Annotated in this window: 14 protein-coding genes; 5 read left to right on the forward strand and 9 right to left on the reverse strand. The window is 73.1% G+C overall.

The window, feature by feature from the left end; genetic code table 11:
• Positions 1-7 precede the first annotated feature (7 nt).
• Positions 8-331, forward strand: coding sequence for an STAS domain-containing protein (locus tag V4Y03_RS23780; RefSeq protein ID WP_015036221.1), 324 nt, complete (start codon positions 8-10; stop codon positions 329-331).
• 191 nt (positions 332-522) lie between these two features.
• Positions 523-3,216 carry an ATP-binding protein gene (locus V4Y03_RS23785; protein WP_332436230.1) on the forward strand — a complete coding sequence of 898 codons (2,694 nt, stop codon included), beginning with the start codon at positions 523-525 and terminating at the stop codon, positions 3,214-3,216.
• Between the two features lie 96 nt (positions 3,217-3,312).
• Here V4Y03_RS23785 and nucS read toward each other — a convergent pair whose 3' ends face one another.
• Entirely contained in the window at positions 3,313-3,984 is a 672-nt protein-coding gene (gene nucS / locus V4Y03_RS23790; RefSeq protein ID WP_317878322.1) for an endonuclease NucS, read from the reverse strand.
• Between the two features lie 249 nt (positions 3,985-4,233).
• On the opposite strand from nucS, the gene V4Y03_RS23795 reads away from it, so the two are divergent.
• The gene (locus V4Y03_RS23795) at positions 4,234-4,626 is read left to right on the forward strand and encodes an SCO5389 family protein (RefSeq protein ID WP_073808533.1); all 393 of its coding nucleotides are present in this window, start codon (positions 4,234-4,236) and stop codon (positions 4,624-4,626) included.
• 156 nt (positions 4,627-4,782) lie between these two features.
• Here V4Y03_RS23795 and V4Y03_RS23800 read toward each other — a convergent pair whose 3' ends face one another.
• The gene (locus tag V4Y03_RS23800) at positions 4,783-5,817 is read right to left on the reverse strand and encodes an LLM class flavin-dependent oxidoreductase (protein ID WP_332436231.1); all 1,035 of its coding nucleotides are present in this window, start codon (positions 5,815-5,817) and stop codon (positions 4,783-4,785) included.
• Positions 5,818-6,015: 198 nt separating this feature from the next.
• Between V4Y03_RS23800 and V4Y03_RS23805 the strand changes: the two genes are divergently transcribed.
• On the forward strand, positions 6,016-6,342 hold the full coding sequence (locus V4Y03_RS23805; RefSeq protein WP_317878320.1) for an ATP/GTP-binding protein: 327 nt from the start codon (positions 6,016-6,018) through the stop codon (positions 6,340-6,342).
• A 40-nt stretch (positions 6,343-6,382) separates the two neighbouring features.
• Here the strand turns inward: V4Y03_RS23805 and V4Y03_RS23810 are convergent, their stop codons facing one another.
• From V4Y03_RS23810 to mce, 7 genes are all read right to left on the reverse strand, one after another.
• Positions 6,383-7,225 (reverse strand): ABC transporter permease, encoded by an 843-nt coding sequence (locus V4Y03_RS23810; protein WP_332436232.1) that lies wholly within the window; start codon positions 7,223-7,225, stop codon positions 6,383-6,385.
• Positions 7,222-8,394: an ABC transporter ATP-binding protein gene (locus V4Y03_RS23815; RefSeq protein ID WP_332436233.1), complete on the reverse strand. Its 1,173-nt coding sequence runs from the start codon at positions 8,392-8,394 to the stop codon at positions 7,222-7,224. Before V4Y03_RS23815 ends, V4Y03_RS23810 begins: the two co-directional genes overlap by 4 nt.
• A gap of 211 nt (positions 8,395-8,605) precedes the next feature.
• Positions 8,606-9,385, reverse strand: a complete 780-nt coding sequence (locus V4Y03_RS23820; RefSeq protein ID WP_317878005.1) for an ABC transporter permease — start codon at positions 9,383-9,385, stop codon at positions 8,606-8,608.
• 3 nt (positions 9,386-9,388) lie between these two features.
• Entirely contained in the window at positions 9,389-10,357 is a 969-nt protein-coding gene (locus V4Y03_RS23825; protein ID WP_317878004.1) for an ABC transporter ATP-binding protein, read from the reverse strand.
• 101 nt (positions 10,358-10,458) lie between these two features.
• Positions 10,459-11,394, reverse strand: coding sequence for a cellulose-binding protein (locus V4Y03_RS23830; RefSeq protein WP_317878003.1), 936 nt, complete (start codon positions 11,392-11,394; stop codon positions 10,459-10,461).
• A gap of 114 nt (positions 11,395-11,508) precedes the next feature.
• Complete coding sequence (scy, locus tag V4Y03_RS23835) at positions 11,509-15,999, reverse strand: polarized growth protein Scy (protein ID WP_332436234.1); 4,491 nt, start codon at positions 15,997-15,999, stop codon at positions 11,509-11,511.
• 212 nt (positions 16,000-16,211) lie between these two features.
• The gene (mce, locus tag V4Y03_RS23840; protein ID WP_056567577.1) at positions 16,212-16,664 is read right to left on the reverse strand and encodes a methylmalonyl-CoA epimerase; all 453 of its coding nucleotides are present in this window, start codon (positions 16,662-16,664) and stop codon (positions 16,212-16,214) included.
• Positions 16,665-16,801: 137 nt separating this feature from the next.
• On the opposite strand from mce, the gene V4Y03_RS23845 reads away from it, so the two are divergent.
• Entirely contained in the window at positions 16,802-18,010 is a 1,209-nt protein-coding gene (locus tag V4Y03_RS23845; protein WP_317876914.1) for an acetyl-CoA C-acetyltransferase, read from the forward strand.
• The last annotated feature ends 11 nt before the right edge of the window (positions 18,011-18,021 follow it).

The following is an 18,021-nucleotide window of genomic DNA, read 5'->3' on the forward strand; positions in this document are numbered from 1 at the left end:
AGCGCATATGCACATCAGGGGCGACCATGTCGAGCTGGTCGTCGGGGGCCGCCTCGACGTCCGCAGCGCGGCGGACGCCCGTACGGTCCTGCACTCGGCCGTCGACGACGGAGTCGGCGACCTGGTGCTCGACCTGACCGGACTGGACTCCTGGGACGCCACCGGACTCGGCGTCATCATGGGCGCCCACCGGCGGGCCGGCCGCTGCGGCCGGCGCCTCGTCCTGCGCGGAGTGCCGCCCCAGATGCAGCGCCTGCTCGTCGCCACCAAGCTGCACCGCATCCTCGCCATCGAGGGCGGCCTCGCGCTGGAGTCCCTGCCCCGCGTGTGACGTGCCCTCAGCCAGGTGAAGCAGTGGTGTGAAACAGGCGTCACGCTCAATCCTCACAAGACCGTGACGTCTTGGTCTCGGGAGCACCCCGGCTGTTCCCGGGCGTCCGAGCACGGTCTAGGGTTCGGTCGCCTGCACATTGACGGAACCACCCGGCGGGCACCGGACACCGCTTCTTGGGGGCTTGCACCATGGACCCGATCAACCCTGGGTCGCAGGAGTACGGTCACGACGCCGAGGGGGAGGCCCGCCAGGACCGCGGCGTGCCCGGACCCGCGCCCGCCGCCGCACCCGTACCCGCGAGGGCCCGCGTCGTCCGGCTCGTCTCCGGAGACCTGCTCGTCACCGTCAACCCCGTCGACGGCAGCGAGATCGAGGCCTGCCCGCCCGGCCGCGAACCGGCCGCCCCCCGCCCCCGTACTCCCGAGGAACGCGCCGAGGCCGCCCGCGCCGCGGCCCCGCCCGTCCCGCCGGGCCCCGCCGCGCCCCAACTGCCCCTCCTCGAACGCCAGGAGCAGCGCGACCGGCTCGCCGGCGTCCTCGGCCGAGGACGCTCCGCCCGGCTGACCGGCCCCGCCGGATCCGGCCGAACCGCCCTCCTCGACGCCGTCGCCGCCGACTGCGAGGGCCTCGCACCCGACGGGGTCATCCGCCTCTCCGGACACCACCGCACCCCCCTCGAACTTCTCCGCGAGCTGTTCACCGCCGTCCGCCACGCCCCGGACCACCGCCCCGACCGCGCCGAACTCCTCGCCCGGCTCGACGACATCGGCGCCGTCGTCGTCGTCGACGACCTGGAGTTCGGCGGCGCCGCCCTCGACGAACTCCTCGCCGCCGCCCCCGAATGCGCCTTCCTCCTCGCCGCGGGACCCGACACCCCCGCCCCCTCCGCCGGCGCACACATCGAGGAGATCCAGCTCGCCGGCCTCGGCCGCGGCGCCGCCCTCAAGCTCCTGGAGAGCGCCGTCGGCCGCACCCTCACCGACGAGGAGGCGAACTGGGCGGGCGACCTGTGGTTCGAGTCCGAGGGACTGCCGCTGCGCTTCGTCCAGGCCGGGGCGCTGCTCCGCCAGCGCGACCGACTGCGCGTCACCCCGGCCGAGTTCGACGCCTTCGGCGCCCTCGAAGAGGCCTTCGGGCCCACCGACCCCGACGCTGCCGCCGCCGTCGCCGCCGCGGCCTTCGACGGTCTCGACGACCCCGACATCGAACTGCGCGAGATACCTCTGCCCAGCCTCGGCGAGGGCGCCGCCCCCGCCGCCCTGCTCGCCTCCCGCCTCAGCCGCTCCGCGCAGACCGCCCTGCGCTTCGCCGTCGCCCTCGGCGGCGAGGTGCCGCACCAGGCCCACCTTCCGGCGCTCGTCGGCGACACCCACGCCGACGCCGCCCTCGGCGAACTCATGGCCTGCGGCCTGCTCTCCCCGGTCGGCCCCCGCTACCGGCTCGCCGCCGGGGTCCTCACCCAGCTCCTCGCCCAGGGGTACGAGCCCGAGGCCGCCGCCCGCGCCCACACCGTGGCCCAGCACTACGCCTGGTGGGCCGCCCACCCCTCCGTCACCCCCGAGCGGGCCGCCGCCGAGTCCGACGCCCTCCTCGCCGCCCTGTCCGTCCTCGTCGCCGGCCCCGGGACGGGCGGGTCCGTCGCCGACGTGGACGCCGACGTCACCGCCGAGCACCGCGCCACCGCCGTCCTCCTCGCCCGCGCCGCCGCGCCCGCCTTCGCCGCCGGACTCCACTGGGGCGCCTGGGAGCGGGCCCTGCGCGCCGGACAGGAGGCCGCCCGGCTCACCGGCGAGGTCGCCGAGGAGGCCTACTTCCACCACGAACTGGGCGTCCTCGCCCTCTGCGCGGGCAACCTGGAGCGGGCCCGCGCCGAACTCGAGGCCTCCATCGGGATGCGCGGGGTGCTCGCCGACAAGCGCGGCACCGTCGCCGGCCGGCGGGCGCTCGCCCTCGTCGCCGACCTCTCCGGCGCGCACACGGGCCCGGTCCGCGCCGAGGAGCCCGTCTCCCCGCCGCGCGGCACCCCCGCCCTGCGCGGCCCGGCCACCGGGAGCGCCGCCGCCGTCACCGCCCCGCTGCCCGGCGGGCCCGTACGGCCGGCGCTGCCTCCCTCGGGTGCCGTGCAGGCCCCGGCGACCGCCCCGTTCCCGGCCTTCCCCGACTTCGCGGACGAGGGCCCGACGCTCATCACCCGCCCCGACTCCGGCCGCAAGGGGCCCGAGGGGGCGGGCAGGGGAGCGGCCGGGGGCGGCATCCTCAAGGGCGGCCTCCTCGGCGCCCGCCGCAACCTCGCCGCCGTCGGCGCGGGCGCGCTCCTCGTCGCCGTCCTCGGCACCGTCGTGACCCTCGGCGCCACCTCCGGCAACGGCGACGACCCGGCCACCAACCGCGTCACCACCGACAGCACGGCGAGCGAGGGCTCCCCCGAGGACGGCACCGACGAGATTCCGGCCGAGGGCGAGGAGGGGGAGCCGGGCGAGACGGGGAAGCCCACCGGCTCCGGCTCCCCGAGCCCGTCCGGCTCCGGCAGCGCCTCCCCGACGGACCCGACGAGCTCGGGCAGCCCCTCCTCCGGCACCCCGTCCACCTCCGACAGCCCGACGGACACCACGGCCCCCACGACGACGGCGCCGCCCACGAGCCCGAACACGACGACCGGGCCGCCGCGCCCGTCGACCACCCCGCCGAAGCCCAGCACCACCCCGCCGAAGCCGAGCAGCCCGACGCCGTCGACGACGCCGCCGGAGCCGAGCACGACCCCGCCGACGACGACGAGCGCTCCTCCGGCGACGGGGGAGAACAGCCCCAGCAACTCCGCCTCCTCGTCCCTCGGCGGTCCGCCCGCCTCGGGCACCCCGGCCGGCTCGGAGACGCCCGCCTGACGGACGCACGGGGGGCGTACCGCCGTACGGAGAACGGGGACGGCCCCGGGCGCGTTCACCGCACCCGGGGCCGTCCCCGTACCTCCGCCGCCGCCGTCAGAACAGCCGCAGCTTGTCGTCCTCGATGCCGCGCATCGCGTCGTAGTCCAGGACCACGCAGCCGATGCCCCGGTCCGTGGCCAGCACCCGCGCCTGCGGCTTGATCTCCTGCGCCGCGAAGACGCCCTTCACCGGCGCGAGGTGCGGATCGCGGTTGAGCAGCTCCAGATAGCGGGTCAGCTGCTCGACGCCGTCGATGTCGCCGCGCCGCTTGAGCTCGACCGCGACCGTCCCGCCGTCGGCGTCGCGGCAGAGGATGTCGACCGGGCCGATCGCCGTCATGTACTCGCGGCGGATCAGGGTGTACCCCTCGCCCAGGATCTCGATGCGGTCCGCCAGCAGCTCCTGGAGGTGCGCCTCGACGCCGTCCTTGATGAGGCCCGGGTCCACACCCAGCTCGTGCGAGGAGTCGTGGAGGATCTCCTCCATCGTGATGATCAGTTTCTCGCCCGCTTTGTTGATCACGGTCCAGACGCCGGCCTCGGCCTCGGCCCCCTCCTTGAGGGTGCACGGCGGCGACATCCAGTTGAGCGGTTTGTACGCCCGGTCGTCCGCGTGGATGGAGACGCTGCCGTCTGCCTTGATCAGGATCAGACGGGGCGCGGAGGGCAGGTGGGCCGTGAGCCGGCCCGCGTAGTCCACGGAGCAACGGGCAATGACGAGACGCATGGTCCGCAACGCTACAAGACGGGCGCTCTTCCGCGCGATTCGGGCACCGGCCCGAGGCCGCCCGGCAGTGATCCTGAGCCGAACACCCGTCGGTTATCAGCCGGTTGTGTTCCCAATCTCCTGGTGCGGGCAGGACTGCGCGCTTACCGTGGAAGCTGGAGGTCGTCGTCCGTGCACGCTGCGTGGCGTACGGCCGGCCTTCGTCCCTGCCCGCAAGACCCCGTCCGCGGGGTCGCGAGAGGAGAACCCATGTCGCTCGACGTCTCACCGGCTCTGTTGGAACAGGCCGAGCGAGGCGAGGTCGACGAAGCCGACTTCGTCGACTGCGTCCGGACCTCCCTGCCCTTCGCATGGGAGATGATCAGTTCTCTGGTGGCCCAGCTGAAGGTCGACGGCGGAGAGTTCGCCGACAACCAGACGCCGCCGCCGAATGAGCAGGCACGTGGTCAGCTGCTGCGCGCGCTCGCGAGCGACGCCATTCGTGGTGCGCTGCAGCGGCACTTCGGAGTGCGTCTCGCATTCCAGAACTGCCACCGGGTGGCGGTGTTCCCGCTGGACCCGTCGGTGGACGAGCGGCTCGCCCGCTTCACGTCCGTACGGGGGCAGCTGCTGAACCAGTCGCCGGAACTGCGCGACTGCTGAGACATGGTGCTGCCGCTCCGTATCGCGGTTGAACGCGATCGATGTGAGCCGACGCGCATCGGCACCGACAGGTGCGGAGCGGCAGCACAGTCCCGGACCGGAGCACTCTCACAGGTCAGGACCGGAGCGGCAGCACAGTCCCGGACCCGAGCGCCCTCACACCAGCAGCGGCAGGACCTCCGCGCCCAGCCGCCGGACGTTCTCCTCGGTCGCCGCGAGGTCGCCCGAGCCCTCCGCGAGCAGCGCGAACCGTGTGATGCCCGTGCGCTCGGCGGTCGCCGCGAGCCGGTCCGCCGCCCGCCGTGGCGTGCCCACCGGGTGCAGACCGCACAGCAGCTCCGTGTACGCCACGGGGTCCCGCATCGCCCGGTGCCGGCCGTCGACCGTCACATGCGCGTCGAGGCCCTGCCTGAGCCAGCCCGGCATCGCCTTCACGAGTGCCTCGGCCGCGTCCGCGCCCCGGTCGGCGAGCTGCGCGACCCCCGCCGAGACGTGCAGGCCGCCGATCCGCGCGATCTCGTCCGGGTCCCGCCCGGCCTCCCGCGCGCAGCGCGCCCAGGCCCCGACCATCTCGGTCTTGTCCTCGTCGCCGCAGTGCATGCCCAGCAGCATCGGCAGCCCGCGCTCCGCGGCGAGCCGCACACTCCTCGGCGAGGTGCAGGCCACCACGACCTCCGGCGCCGGATCGCCGCCGATCAGCTCGTCGGGGCGGGGCACGACCGGGACCTCCCGGAAGGCGAAGCGTTCTCCCTCGGCGCCCACGCGCGGCTCGGCGAGCCAGCGCAGCAGCAGGTCGAGGGATTCGGGGAACCCCTTCTCGTACGCGCCGAGACCCGCGCCGAAGACCTCCAGGTCCACCCAGGGCCCGCCCCGGCCCACCCCGAGGGTGAACCGGCCGCCCGAGGTGAGGTGCAGCAGCGCCGCCTGCTCGCCGAGGGCGACCGGGTGGACGGTCGGCAGCACGCTCACCGCCGTGGCCACCCGCAGCCGACGGGTGCGGCCGAGGAGCAGCGCGGCCAGGGTCACTGCCGACGGACAGACCCCGTACGGCACGAAGTGGTGCTCGGCCAGCCAGACCGAGTCGAGGCCCGCCTCCTCGGCGACCTCGGCGGTCCGCACCGCCCGGTGCAGGGCCTCTCCCTGCCCCTGACCCGGGAACTGGGCGGCCAGAACGAACGTACCCACGCGCATCGCCTTCTGCCTCCTTGCGGCCGACGCGTATCTCCCCTCGCACTGGCACCAACGTCTGACACGTGCCAAAGGCAACGGCCGTTCATGAAGTTCTTGCGATTTTCGGCTAAGCCGTCCTTCGGCGGGCCCGGGGCACCGCGTCGCGGCCCGTAGGCTTGAACGAACGGTCCGTGTTCCCAGACCCCGTGAGGTGTGCCCGTGTCCCCGCGCCACAACCGTTCCCGAGGCGGCGAGAAGCCCGAACAGCAGGGCGACAACGGCGACCGGTACGGCGGCGCGCAACGCAGTGAGACCTGGCAGGGCGAGGAGTGGTACGTCCGCCTCGTCGCCGGAGCCAGCTCGCCCGGCAAGCGCTACCGCTGCCCCGGTTGCGACCAGGAGATCCCCGGCGGCGCCCCGCACGTGGTCGCCTGGCCGGAGTACGGCGGAGTGGACGACCGGCGCCACTGGCACAAGGCCTGCTGGAACGCGAAGGACCGCCGCACCAGCAGGGTGCAGCGGTCCCGTAACGCGCCGAGGTACTGAGCCGGGGTGCCGGGGGCACCGGGGCCGTACCCGCCGCGGCCTACACGTCCCGGCTGTTCAGCACGGCGTACGCACCGGCCAGGGCGGCCCCCGCGACCGCCGTCATGATCAGCAGCGGCTCCCAGCCCGCCGGGCCGCTGTCCCCGAACGGGGGAGTGTCGCCGTACAGCGCGATCATCTGCGAGGGGATCGCGTAGGTGAACAGGAACTCCTGCACCGAGCGCAGCGTCTCGCTGAACATGAACAGCGCCGCCACCAGCGGCAGCAGCAGCAGGCCGATCATCACCGTGATCGCGCCGGCCGAGTGCCGGATGAGCGTGCCGAGCGCCAGCGAGAGCAGCCCCAGCACGGCCAGGTAGGCGCCCGCGCCGACCGTCGCCCGCAGCCACTCGGACCCCGTCGGCTCGGCCGCCCCGTCCACGAGGGCGACCTGCACGACCGCCACCAGGGTGGCGACCACGGTGGTGACCGTGAAGACCAGCAGGAAGAAGACGATCGCCTTCGCCGTGAGCACCCGCGCCCGGCTCGGGCAGGCCGTCAGGGTCGTACGGATCATGCCGGTGCCGTACTCGGAGGCGATCGTCAGCACCCCGAGGGTGATCACACAGATCGAGGCCGGCAGCATCCCGAAGAAGCCGAAGGTGAGCGCCGACTCCTCACCCATCGACTCCCCGGAGTTCGTCGCGACGGCCGCGACGCCCAGGCCGATGGTCAGCATCAGCAGGACCATCACCCCGAGCGTCCACAGCGTCGAGCGCACCGAGCGGATCTTCGTCCACTCGGAGGTGAGGGCGTCACCGAGGTGCGCCCTGCGGACCGGGATGGGGGAGACGTAGTTCTTGTACGGCGGCGCCGGGGCGTGGTGCGGTGCGGGGGCGGTCATCGGGCGTCCTTGGTGGTGTCGCTCGGCTGGGCGGGGCTCGACTGCTGGGGGCCCGGCGGCACGGCGGCCGGAGCGGCGTACGGACCGGGGGCGGGCGGCTGGCCGGGCGCTCCCGCGTACGGGTTCTGTCCGGGCGGCGGCGGGGCGTACCAGCCCTGCTGCGGCACCTCCTGCACCACCGGCTGCTGCTGCGGCGTCCCGTATCCCGGGTGGCCGGGCTGCAGCGGCGGCTGGAGGTGCGCGAGCCGGTCGTCGGTCGAGCGGTAGTCCACCGCGCCCTGGGTCAGGCGCATGTACGCCTCTTCCAGGGAGGCCTGGTGCGGGGACAGCTCCCACAGCCGTACGTCCGCGCCGTGCGCCAGGTCGCTGATCCTCGGCAGCGGCAGCCCCGTCACGCGGAGCGCGCCGTCCGGCTCGGAGAGGACCTGCCCGCCGGCCTCCATCAGCGCCGCCGTCAGCTTCTCCCGCTGCGCCGGAGAGGTCTCGGGGGTCCGCACCCGGGCGAAGTCCGCGGAGTTCGCCGAGATGAAGTCCGTGACGCTCATGTCCGCGAGGAGCTGGCCGCGGCCGATCACGATCAGGTGCTCGGCGGTCAGTGCCATCTCGCTCATGAGGTGGCTGGAGACGAAGACGGTCCGCCCCTCGGCGGCCAGCTTCTTCATCAGGTTGCGGACCCAGAGGATGCCCTCGGGGTCCAGACCGTTCACGGGCTCGTCGAAGAGCAGCACCTGCGGGTCGCCCAGGAGCGCCGCCGCGATGCCCAGCCGCTGGCCCATGCCGAGCGAGAAGCCCTTGGAGCGCCGCCTGGCCACGTCCTGGAGGCCGACGACACCGAGGACCTCGTCGACGCGCTGCGCCGGGATGCCGGCGAGCTGCGCGAGCGACAGCAGATGGCTGCGCGCGCTCCGCCCGCCGTGCACGGCCTTGGCGTCCAGCAGCGCGCCGACCTGCCGGGGCGCGTTCGGCAGCTGCCGGAAGGGGTGGCCGCCGATCGTCACATGCCCCGCGGTGGGCCGGTCGAGCCCCAGGATCATCCGCATGGTGGTCGACTTGCCGGACCCGTTGGGCCCCAGGAACCCGGTGACGACACCGGGCCTCACCTGGAAGGAAAGGTTGTACACGGCCGTTTTGGCGCCGTAGCGCTTCGTCAGGCCGACTGCCTCGATCATTCTCCAGCCCCATCGACAGGTCGGTCACATCCATGTCGGGGCGTGGCGGCCGAAGGCCGGAGCCCCCCGTATGAGCTAGGAGCTTATCCAGCCATTGACGGTTCCGGCGAAGCGGAGACGACCTCCGGGCAGTCCCTGGGGGAACCTCAGGGTTCTCCCCCAGGGGATCGGGGGAGAACCCGCGGGGGATCCGGGGGGAGGACCGACCGGATCAGGCGTCCCGCCTCTTCAGCACCACATAGCCGCCCAGCAGCGCCGCCACCACCCAGATCACCATGATCCCGAGCCCGCCCCACGGGCCGTACGGAGCCTCCTGCGTGTTCATGGCGTCCGGGACGACCTGCATGATCTTCGCGCCCGCCTGGTCCGGGAAGTAGCGGGCGACCTCCTTGGCCTTCGGGACCGCCGACAGGATCTGCGAGACCAGGAAGAAGAACGGCACCAGGATGCCCAGCGACAGCATCGACGAGCGCAGCATCGCCGCCACACCCATCGAGAACAGCGCGATCAGGCCCATGTACAGCCCGGCGCCCACCACCGCCCGCAGGACGTTGTCGTCGCTGATCGAGGCCCGGTGCTCGCCGAGCAGGGCCTGCCCCAGGAAGAAGGAGAGGAAGCTCGTCACCAGGCCCACCAGGAGCGCGAGCCCGCCCGCGACCGCGATCTTCGAGAAGAGGAAAGTCGCGCGCTGCGGCACGGCCGCCAGCGAGGTGCGGATCATGCCGGAGGAGTACTCGGTCCCCACCACCAGGACGCCGAAGACCACCATCGCCAGCTGACCCAGGATCATCCCGGAGAAGCTGATCAGGGTCGGGTCGAAGGTCGCCTGCTCGGCGCCCTTGAGGTCGTTGAAGGTGGAGTTCATCAGGGCGCACAGCGCCGCGCCCATCGCCACCGTGACGAGCAGGGCGCTCGCCAGCGTCCAGACGGTCGACGACACCGTCCGGATCTTGGTCCACTCGGACTGCAGGACCGCTGTTGCCGCTGCCATCGTTCAGGCTCCCTGGGAGGTCTTGCCCCACTGGGGGCCGGGCGCCGGGGCGCCGCCGTGTACATCGGTGCCGTGCGAGTGGTACTCCACCGCACCGGCCGTCATCTGCATGAAGGCCTCTTCGAGCGAGGCCCGCTGGGAGCTCAGCTCGTGCAGCACGAGACCGCTGCCGGCCGCCAGTTCGCCCAGCTTCTCGGTGGTCGCCCCGTCCACCTCCAGGGTCCCGTTGCCCGCCTCGACCGCGACGAACCCGTTGGCGTGCAGCACGTCCCTGAGCCGCTCCTGCTGCGGGGACCGCAGCCGTACGAAACTCCGGGAATTCTGCTGGATGAAATCCGCCATCGACGTGTCCGCCAGCAGCTTTCCCTGGCCGATCACGATCAGATGATCGGCTGTCAGGGCCATTTCACTCATCAGATGACTGGAAACGAAGATCGTCCGGCCCTCCGCCGCCAACGCCTTCATCAGATTGCGGATCCAGTGAATTCCCTCGGGGTCCAGACCATTGACCGGTTCGTCGAACATCAGGATCTCGGGATCACCGAGCAGCGCGGACGCGATGCCCAGCCGCTGCCCCATCCCGAGGGAGAACCCCTTCGACTTCTTCCGCGCCACCGGCGTCAGACCCACCAGGTCCAGCACCTCGGCCACCCGGCGCTCCGGGATGCGGTTCGACTGCGCCAGACACAGCAGGTTGTTGTACGCCGAACGGCCGCCGTTCATCGCCTTGGCGTCGAGCAGCGCCCCGATGTACTTCAGTGGCTCCGCGAGGTCCCGGTAGTGCTTGCCGTCGATCCGGACCGTCCCGCTCGTCGGGTTGTCCAGGTCGAGCATCATCCGCATCGTCGTCGACTTGCCCGCCCCGTTCGGCCCGAGGAAGCCGGTGACCACACCAGGACGCACCTGGAAGGAGAGATGGTCGACCGCGGTCTTCGCCCCGTAGCGCTTGGTCAGGCCCTCAAGCTCGATCATGCGTACCAACCTACGGGCGCGCAAAACCCCCCGCCACCGGAATGACGAGGGGTTCGGGCAACGCTACGCAGTCGTTACCGGCGCGGCGTCAGAGCGACGCCTCAGCGGGACTGCTGGGCCGGGACACCGGCCGCGCGCTCGTCGTCGATCGGCGAGCCGGCCGCCGCCACCGCGGCACCGGTCAGCGTCGCCAGCATCTCGCGGACGTTGGTCAGCTGCGCGTTGATCGAGTCGCGGCGGTTCGTCAGCGCCGCGAGCTCGCGCTCCGACTCCGAGCGGATCCGGTCGGCCTTGGCGTTCGCGTCGGCCACGATGTCCTCGGCCTGGCGCTGCGCCGTCTCCACCGTCTGACGGGCGCGGCGCTCCGCGTCCGTGCGCAGCTTCTCGGCCTCCAGGCGGAGCTGCTCCGCGCGGTGCTCGATCTCCGCGAGACGCTTCTCGGCCTTCGCCTGACGGGAGGCCAGGTCCCGCTCCGACTGCTCGCGGCGCTTCGCCAGGTTGGTCTCGAAGTCCGCGGCGGCCTGGGCGGCCTTGGCGCGGGTCTCCTCGAAGAGGGCGTCCGCCTCCTCGCGCTTCGACTGCGCGTCCTTCTGCGCCTCGGCGCGCAGCGTGTTGGCCTCGCCCTGCGCCTTCTCGACGATCCGGACGCCCTCGTCCTCGGACTTCGCCTTGCGCTCGGCCGCGAACGACTCCGCGTCGTTGCGCACCTGCTGGGCGGCCGACTCGGCCAGCTCACGGTGCTGCTCGGCGGCGCGACGGGCCTCCTCACGCAGGTCCTTCGCCTCCTCCTCGGCGAGCCGGAGGATCTTCTCGACCCGGGCGCCGAGCCCCGCGTACGACGGCTCGGCGTCGGTGACCTGGGCCTGGGCGTTCTGCGTCTCGAGGTGGAGCTCCTCGATCCGCTTCTCCAGGGAGGTGATGCGGGACAGGGCGCTGTCGCGGTCGGACACGAGCTTGGTAATGCGGTCGTCCACCTGACCGCGGTCGTAACCGCGCCGCACGAGCTCGAAGCCGAAGGGGGAGGATGTGTCGCTCATGGGTTTCCTGTCGAATGAGACCGGTGAGGTGTTAGAGGGAATCCTAGGGGCCGAAGCGGCGTGTCATCGAGCGTATGCCCGTTTGATCTGGAGAATGTCCAGCCTTTTGAGTGGCTAGCCGTCCTGGGGCTTGCCACCCGAACGGGTGGAACCCGCTGACGCGCCCGCCTTGGCACCCACCGCTCCCGGGGACTTCGCACCGGCCGACGGAGTCTCGAAAGACTCCAACGCCTCCAGCACGTCCTGGACACGGGAGATCTCGGCATTGATGTCCTTGCGGCGCCGCACGAGCACCTCCAGCTCGCGCTGCCCCTCGGCGACGGTCGTCTCCGCCTCGGCCAGCGCCTCCGCCCGGATGCGCTCGGCCTCGGCCTTGATGCCCTCCGCCTCCGCGACGAGCGAGGCCTTCTTCTGCTCGGCCTCCTTGAGGAGTGCCTCGGCCTTCCGCACGGCGGCGATCCGTACCTTGCTCGCCTCCGAACTCGCCTCGGACACCAGCTTCTTGGCCTTCTCCTCCGCCTCGGCGCGCTGCTCCGTCGCGGCCTTCACGAGGTTGTCGACCCGCTCGCCGGCCGTCCTCATCTGCTCGGCGCTCTCACGGCGGGCCCGCTCGTGCAGGTCCTCGATCTCGCCCTCGATGCGGCCCCGCAGCTCCTCGGCCCGGTCCCTTATGGCCGTCGCGTCGCTGCGCGCCCCGACCAGCAGCTCGTCCGCGTCCGTACGGGCCTTCTCCACCAGCGAGTTGCCCTCGACGGTCGCCTCGGCCACGATCCGCTCGGCCTCCTTGCGGGCCGCGCCGACCATCGTGTCGGCCTGCGTCTCGGCCTCGGTGGTGGCGCGCAGCGCCTCCTCCTGGGCCTTGGCGACGAGCTGGTCCGCCTGCTCCGCCGCGTCCGAACGCTTCCGCGCGCCGGCCTCACGGGCCTCGTCGAGCGTCCGGTCCGCCTCCTCGCGGGCCTCCGAGCGCATCTGCTCGGCCGCCGCCTCGGCCGCCGCCCCGAGCCGCTCCGACTCGGTACGGATCCGCTCCGCCTCCTGCCGCGCGGAGCCCACGGTGGCCTCCGCCTCGGCACGGGCGTCCGCCGTGACGGCGTCCGCGAGCTCGCCCGCCTCACGGGTGACCCGCTCGGCCTCGGCCGTCGACTCACGGGCGATCCGCTCGGCCTCGGTGGTGGCCTCCGCGATGAGTGCGTCGGCCTGCTCGGCGGCGTCGCTGCGTCGCTTGTCGGCGGCCTTGCGTGCCTCGTCGAGGACCTGCTCGCCGTCCGCGAGGGCCGCGTTCCGCAGGGCCTGCGCGTGCGCTTCCCCGTCGGTCTTGACCTGTTCGGCCTCGGTGCGGAGCCGCAGGGCGTCCTGCTCGGCGGTCTCCATCAGCTCGACCGCCTCGGCGGTCAGCCGCTCGGCCTCGGCGGTCGACTCGCGGGCGATCCGCTCGGCCTCGCCGGTGGCCTCCGCGATCAGCGCGTCGGCCTGCTCGGCGGCGTCGCTGCGTCGCTTGACGGCGGCCTTGCGCGCCTCGTCGAGGACCTGCTCGCCGTCCGCGACCGCCGCCGCCCGCAGCGCCTCCGCGTGCGCCTCCCCGTCGGCCTTGACCTGTTCGGCCTCGGTGCGGAGCCGCAGGGCGTCCTGCTCGGCGGTCTCCATCAGCTCGACCGCCTCGGCGGTCAGCCGCTCGGCCTCGGCGGTCGACTCGCGGGCGATCCGCTCGGCCTCGCCGGCGGCCTCCGCGATGAGCGCGTCGGCCTGCTCGGCGGCGTCGCTGCGTCGCTTGTCGGCGGCCTTGCGTGCCTCGTCGAGGACCTGCTCCGCCTCGGCGGCGATCCGCTCCGCCTCCGTACGGGCCTCACCGACCGCCGACTCGGCGCGCTCGGCCGCCTCCGAACGGATCCGGTTCGCGTCCTCCCGCGCGTCCGCCCGCGTCCGGGCCGCGTCCTGCTCGGCCGAGGCGAGCGAGTCCGTCGCCTCGGTCCGTACCCGCTGCGCGTACTCGGCGGTGTCCGCCCGCAGCTTCTCCGCCTCGGCGATGGCGTCCGTGACGGTCCGCTCGGCCAGCGCCTTCGCGGCCTCCGTCTCCTCCTGCACCCGCGCCCGGATGCGGCCGGCGTCCTCCGACGCCCGCTCCCGCTCCTCGTGCGCGTCGGAGCGGACCCGGTCCGCCTCCTCCTGCGCCTCGGACCGCGTCCGCTCCGCCGCGTGCTCGGCGGCGCTGCGCAGCCCGGCGATCTCCTCCTCGGCCTGCTCGCGCAGACCCGCCACCGAGTCCCGTACCTCCTGGGCGGTCTGCTCGGCCGCGGTGACCATCTCGGTCGCGCGGGTGTCCGCCTCCTCGACCAGGCGCTGCGCCTCGGCCTGCGCGTCCTCGACGCGCTTGCGGGCGGCGGCGAGGAGTTCCTCGGACTGCTCGCGGGCGTGCTCGCGCTCCCGGCCGGCCTCGGAACGGGCCGACTCCAGGGTCTCGTCCGCCTCCCGGCGGCGCCGGACGGCCTCCTCCTGCGCGGCGGCCAGCGCCTCGGCCGCCTCGGCGGCGACCCGCTCGGCGGCGGCGGCGGCCTCGGCCCGCACCCGGTCGGCGGTCTCCTGGGCCTCCGACCGCAGCCGCTCGGACTCGGCGGCGGCCTCGGTGCGCAGCCGTACCGCCGCGGCCTCGGCCTCCGTACGCGTGGTCGACGCGTCCGACGCGGCCTCGGCGCGCAGCCGCTCGGCCTCCTGCTCCGCCTGCTCCTGGAGGTTGCGGACCCGCTCGGCGGCCTCGGTCCGCAGCCGCTCCGTCTCCTCGGCGGCCTCGCGCCGGATCAGCTCGCCCTCGGCACGCGCGTCGGTGAGCTCCTCCCCGGCGGCGGCGACCTTCGCCTCGGCGTCGGTGTGCAGCCGGGTCAGCTCCTCGGCGGCCTCCGCGCGACGGGCCTCGGCGGCCCGCTCGGCGTCCGCGCGCAGCCCGGCGGCGGCCTCCTCGGCCGCCCCCTTCACCGACTCGGCCTGCTCCTCGGCCTCGGTCCGCAGCCGCTCGGCCTCGGCGCGGGTGCGCTCAAGGGTCTCCTCGGCCTGGGTTCGGAGCGTCTGGGCGCGCTCCATCGCCTCCGACTTGACCCGCTCGCTCTCGGCGCCGGCCTTGGTCCGCAGCTCCTCGGCGTCCGTACGGGCCTTGGTGAGCAGCTCCTCGGCGGTCCCGGCGGCCTCCTCGATCTGCTGGAGGGCCTCGCGCCGGGCCTCACCGCGGATCCGCTCGCCCTCGTCGATGGCCTCGGCGCGCAGCTGCTCGGCCTCGCCGCGCAGCCGCCGGGCCTCCTCCTGGAGCTCGACCGTCTTGGCCCGGTACTCCTTGGTGTCGTCCTTCGCCGAACCGAGCAGCTCGTCGGCCTTGTCCCCGGCCTCGGCGCGCAGCCGGTCGGCCTCGGTCTCGGCCTCGCGGCGGACCCGCTCGGCCTCCTCGGAGGCCTTGCGGGTGGTCTCCCGGGCGTCCTCGGCCGCCTTGGTGAGGATCTCCTCGGCGCTGCGGGCGGCCTTGGCGAGCGCGGCGGCGGAGTCCTCGGCGGCGGCCGTGGCGGCCTTCTCGGAGGCCTCGGTGACGAGCTTCTCCGCCTCGGCGGTCGCCTCGCGCAGCTTCTCCTCGGCCTCGGCCTTGAGGGCCTCGGTGTCCTTGGTGGCCTCGCCGACGAGCCGGGCGATCTCGGCCTTCGCGGTACGGGTGCGCTGCTCGTTGACCGACTCGGCGTTCGCGAGCTGCCTGGCGGCGGAGTCCTTGGCCTCGGTGAGGGCCTTCTCGGCCTCGGCGCGGGCGACCCGCAGCTTCTCCTCGGCCTCCTGCATGCGCTGCTCGGCGGCGCGGGAGAGTTCGGTGGCCTGGCGGCGGGCCTGGTCGGTCTCGGCGGTGGTGGTCGAGCGCAGCTGCTCGGCGTGGCTGGTGGCCTCCTGCGCCTGGCTGGACGCGGCGCCGATGAGCCGCTCGGCGTCCTTGCGGGCGCGCAGCAGAATCGCTTCCGCCTCGGCGCGGGCCGCTTCGGCCTCGGCGCCGGCCCGGCGGCTGGTCTCCTCGGCGAGCCGGGTGGCCTCGGCGCGGGCGGCGGCCAGCGACTGCTCGGCCTCCGCCCGGGACTCCTCCATCAGCCGGCGGGCCTGGGACTCCGTACGGGCGCGGAGCTGCTCGGCCCAGGCGACGTTCTCGTTGACGTGCGCCTCGACGGTCTGCCGGCGCTCGTTGAGCTCCTGGTCCAGCTGCTGGCGGCGCTGCACGGCCTCGTTGTGCAGCTCGGCCTGGAGGCGGGCCTGGTGCTCGGCGTGCTCCTGGAGGATGCGCTGTGTCTGGGCGCGGGCGTCGCGCAGCTCGCGCTCGGCGTCCTGGCGGAGCTGCTCGGCCTGCGCCTGCGCGTTCCGCAGCAGCTGCTCGGACTGGTAGCCGATGTCGGCGCTGTCGTACGCGGGCCGGGACGCGATGGTGCGGCGCGCCTCGTGGAGCTTGGCGCGCAAGACCTCGACCTGGTAACCGAGATCCTCGGCGTGCTGGACGGCCTTCTCGCGTTCGGTCTTCAGCCGGTCCATCTCGGCTTCGAACCTGGCGAGATGGTCGTCTTCAGCTCGGTGGCTCTCCTGGCGTTCGTAGCCCCGCACTGCGCGGTCCCATCCTTCCCCGAGCTCTTCGAGCAGGGGATACCCCAACCCTGGTCGCAACTCCTGCGAGAACGCCCTCACGGCCGAGGACGGACCCCCGGGGAATCGTGGCAGATCGGACGACCCCGACATCCCGACTGCGATGCCGCACGGGCGGCCCCGACCGGCCCCGGCCCGGAGCCGCCCACTCTACCGGGCCAGGAATCCGGAGGTCAGTGCTCCGCTGAGGAGTGGTCAGCGGACGGCTCGGCGGAGGTGACCAGTTCGGTGAGCACCCCGTGGCAGTCCTTGGGGTGGAGGAAGGTGATCCGGGAGCCCATCGAGCCGATCCGCGGCTCGTCGTAGAGGACCCGGACGCCCTTGCCGCGGATGGCCTCGGCGTCGCCGTCGACATCGGCCGTGCCGAACGCGATGTGGTGCACGCCCTCGCCGTTCTTGGCGAGCCACTTGCCCACCGCCGAGTCCTCCCGGGTCGGCTCCAGGAGCTGGAGGTACGAGGCCCCGCCGTCCGAGGTCCCGTTGATCTTGAGCATGGCCTCGCGGACGCCCTGTTCCTCGTTGACCTCGGAGTGGAAGACCTCGAAACCGTACGTGGCACGGTAGAACTCGACGGTCTTGTCCAGGTCGAAACAGGCGATCCCGATGTGGTCGATTCGCGTCAGCATTCCTCCAGTGCAGCGCCAGGAAGGTGGTTACGCAACGTGCGCGCCGTCACACCGGCTGCCCGGTGACCGCGCGCGGCGCCCCTCAGTACATTGGCGGTAAACCCTCGTTCACCTCTCATCCCAAGGGGCCGTGCCTCATGTCTGGAACGACCGGTACCACCTCAGTGATCGTCGCGGGCGCCCGCACGCCCATGGGCCGCCTGCTCGGCTCGCTCAAGTCCTTCTCGGGCGCGGAGCTGGGCGGTTTCGCGATCAAGGCCGCCCTCGACCGGGCCGGCATCGGCGGCGACCAGGTGCAGTACGTGATCATGGGCCAGGTGCTCCAGGCGGGCGCCGGGCAGATCCCCGCCCGCCAGGCCGCGGTCAAGGCCGGCATCCCCATGAACGTCCCCGCGCTCACCATCAACAAGGTGTGTCTCTCGGGTCTCGACGCCATCGCGCTCGCCGACCAGCTGATCCGCGCCGGCGAGTTCGACATCGTGGTCGCCGGCGGCCAGGAGTCGATGACCAACGCCCCGCACCTGCTGCCGAAGTCCCGCGAGGGCTTCAAGTACGGTGCCATCGAGATGCTCGACGCCATGGCGTACGACGGCCTCACCGACGCCTTCGAGAACATCGCGATGGGCGAGTCCACCGAGAAGCACAACACCCGCCTCGGCATCAAGCGCCCCGAGCAGGACGAGATCGCCGCGCTGTCGCACCAGCGCGCCGCCGCCGCCCAGAAGAACGGCATCTTCGAGGCCGAGATCACCCCGGTCGAGATCCCGCAGCGCAAGGGCGACCCGGTGATCTTCGCCAAGGACGAGGGCATCCGCGCGGAGACCACCGCCGAGTCCCTCGGCAAGCTCCGTCCGGCCTTCGCCAAGGACGGCACGATCACCGCCGGCACCTCCTCGCAGATCTCCGACGGCGCCGCCGCCGTCGTCGTGATGAGCAAGGCCAAGGCCGAGGAACTGGGCCTGGAGTGGATCGCCGAGATCGGCGCCCACGGCAACGTCGCGGGCCCGGACAACTCGCTCCAGTCGCAGCCGTCCAACGCGATCCTGCACGCCCTCAAGAAGGACGGCCTGGGCGTCGAGGACCTCGACCTGATCGAGATCAACGAGGCCTTCGCCGCGGTCGCCGTCCAGTCAATGAAGGACCTCGGCGTTACCCCCGAGAAGGTGAACGTCAACGGCGGCGCCATCGCCCTCGGCCACCCGATCGGCATGTCCGGCGCCCGTGTCGTGCTGCACCTCGCCCTCGAGCTCAAGCGGCGCGGCGGCGGCATCGGCGCGGCGGCCCTGTGCGGCGGCGGCGGTCAGGGCGACGCGCTGATCGTCCGCGTGCCCGGCAACGGCAAGTAGTTCCGGACCCT

Source organism: Streptomyces sp. P9-A4 (assembly GCF_036634195.1).
Lineage (GTDB): Bacteria > Actinomycetota > Actinomycetes > Streptomycetales > Streptomycetaceae > Streptomyces.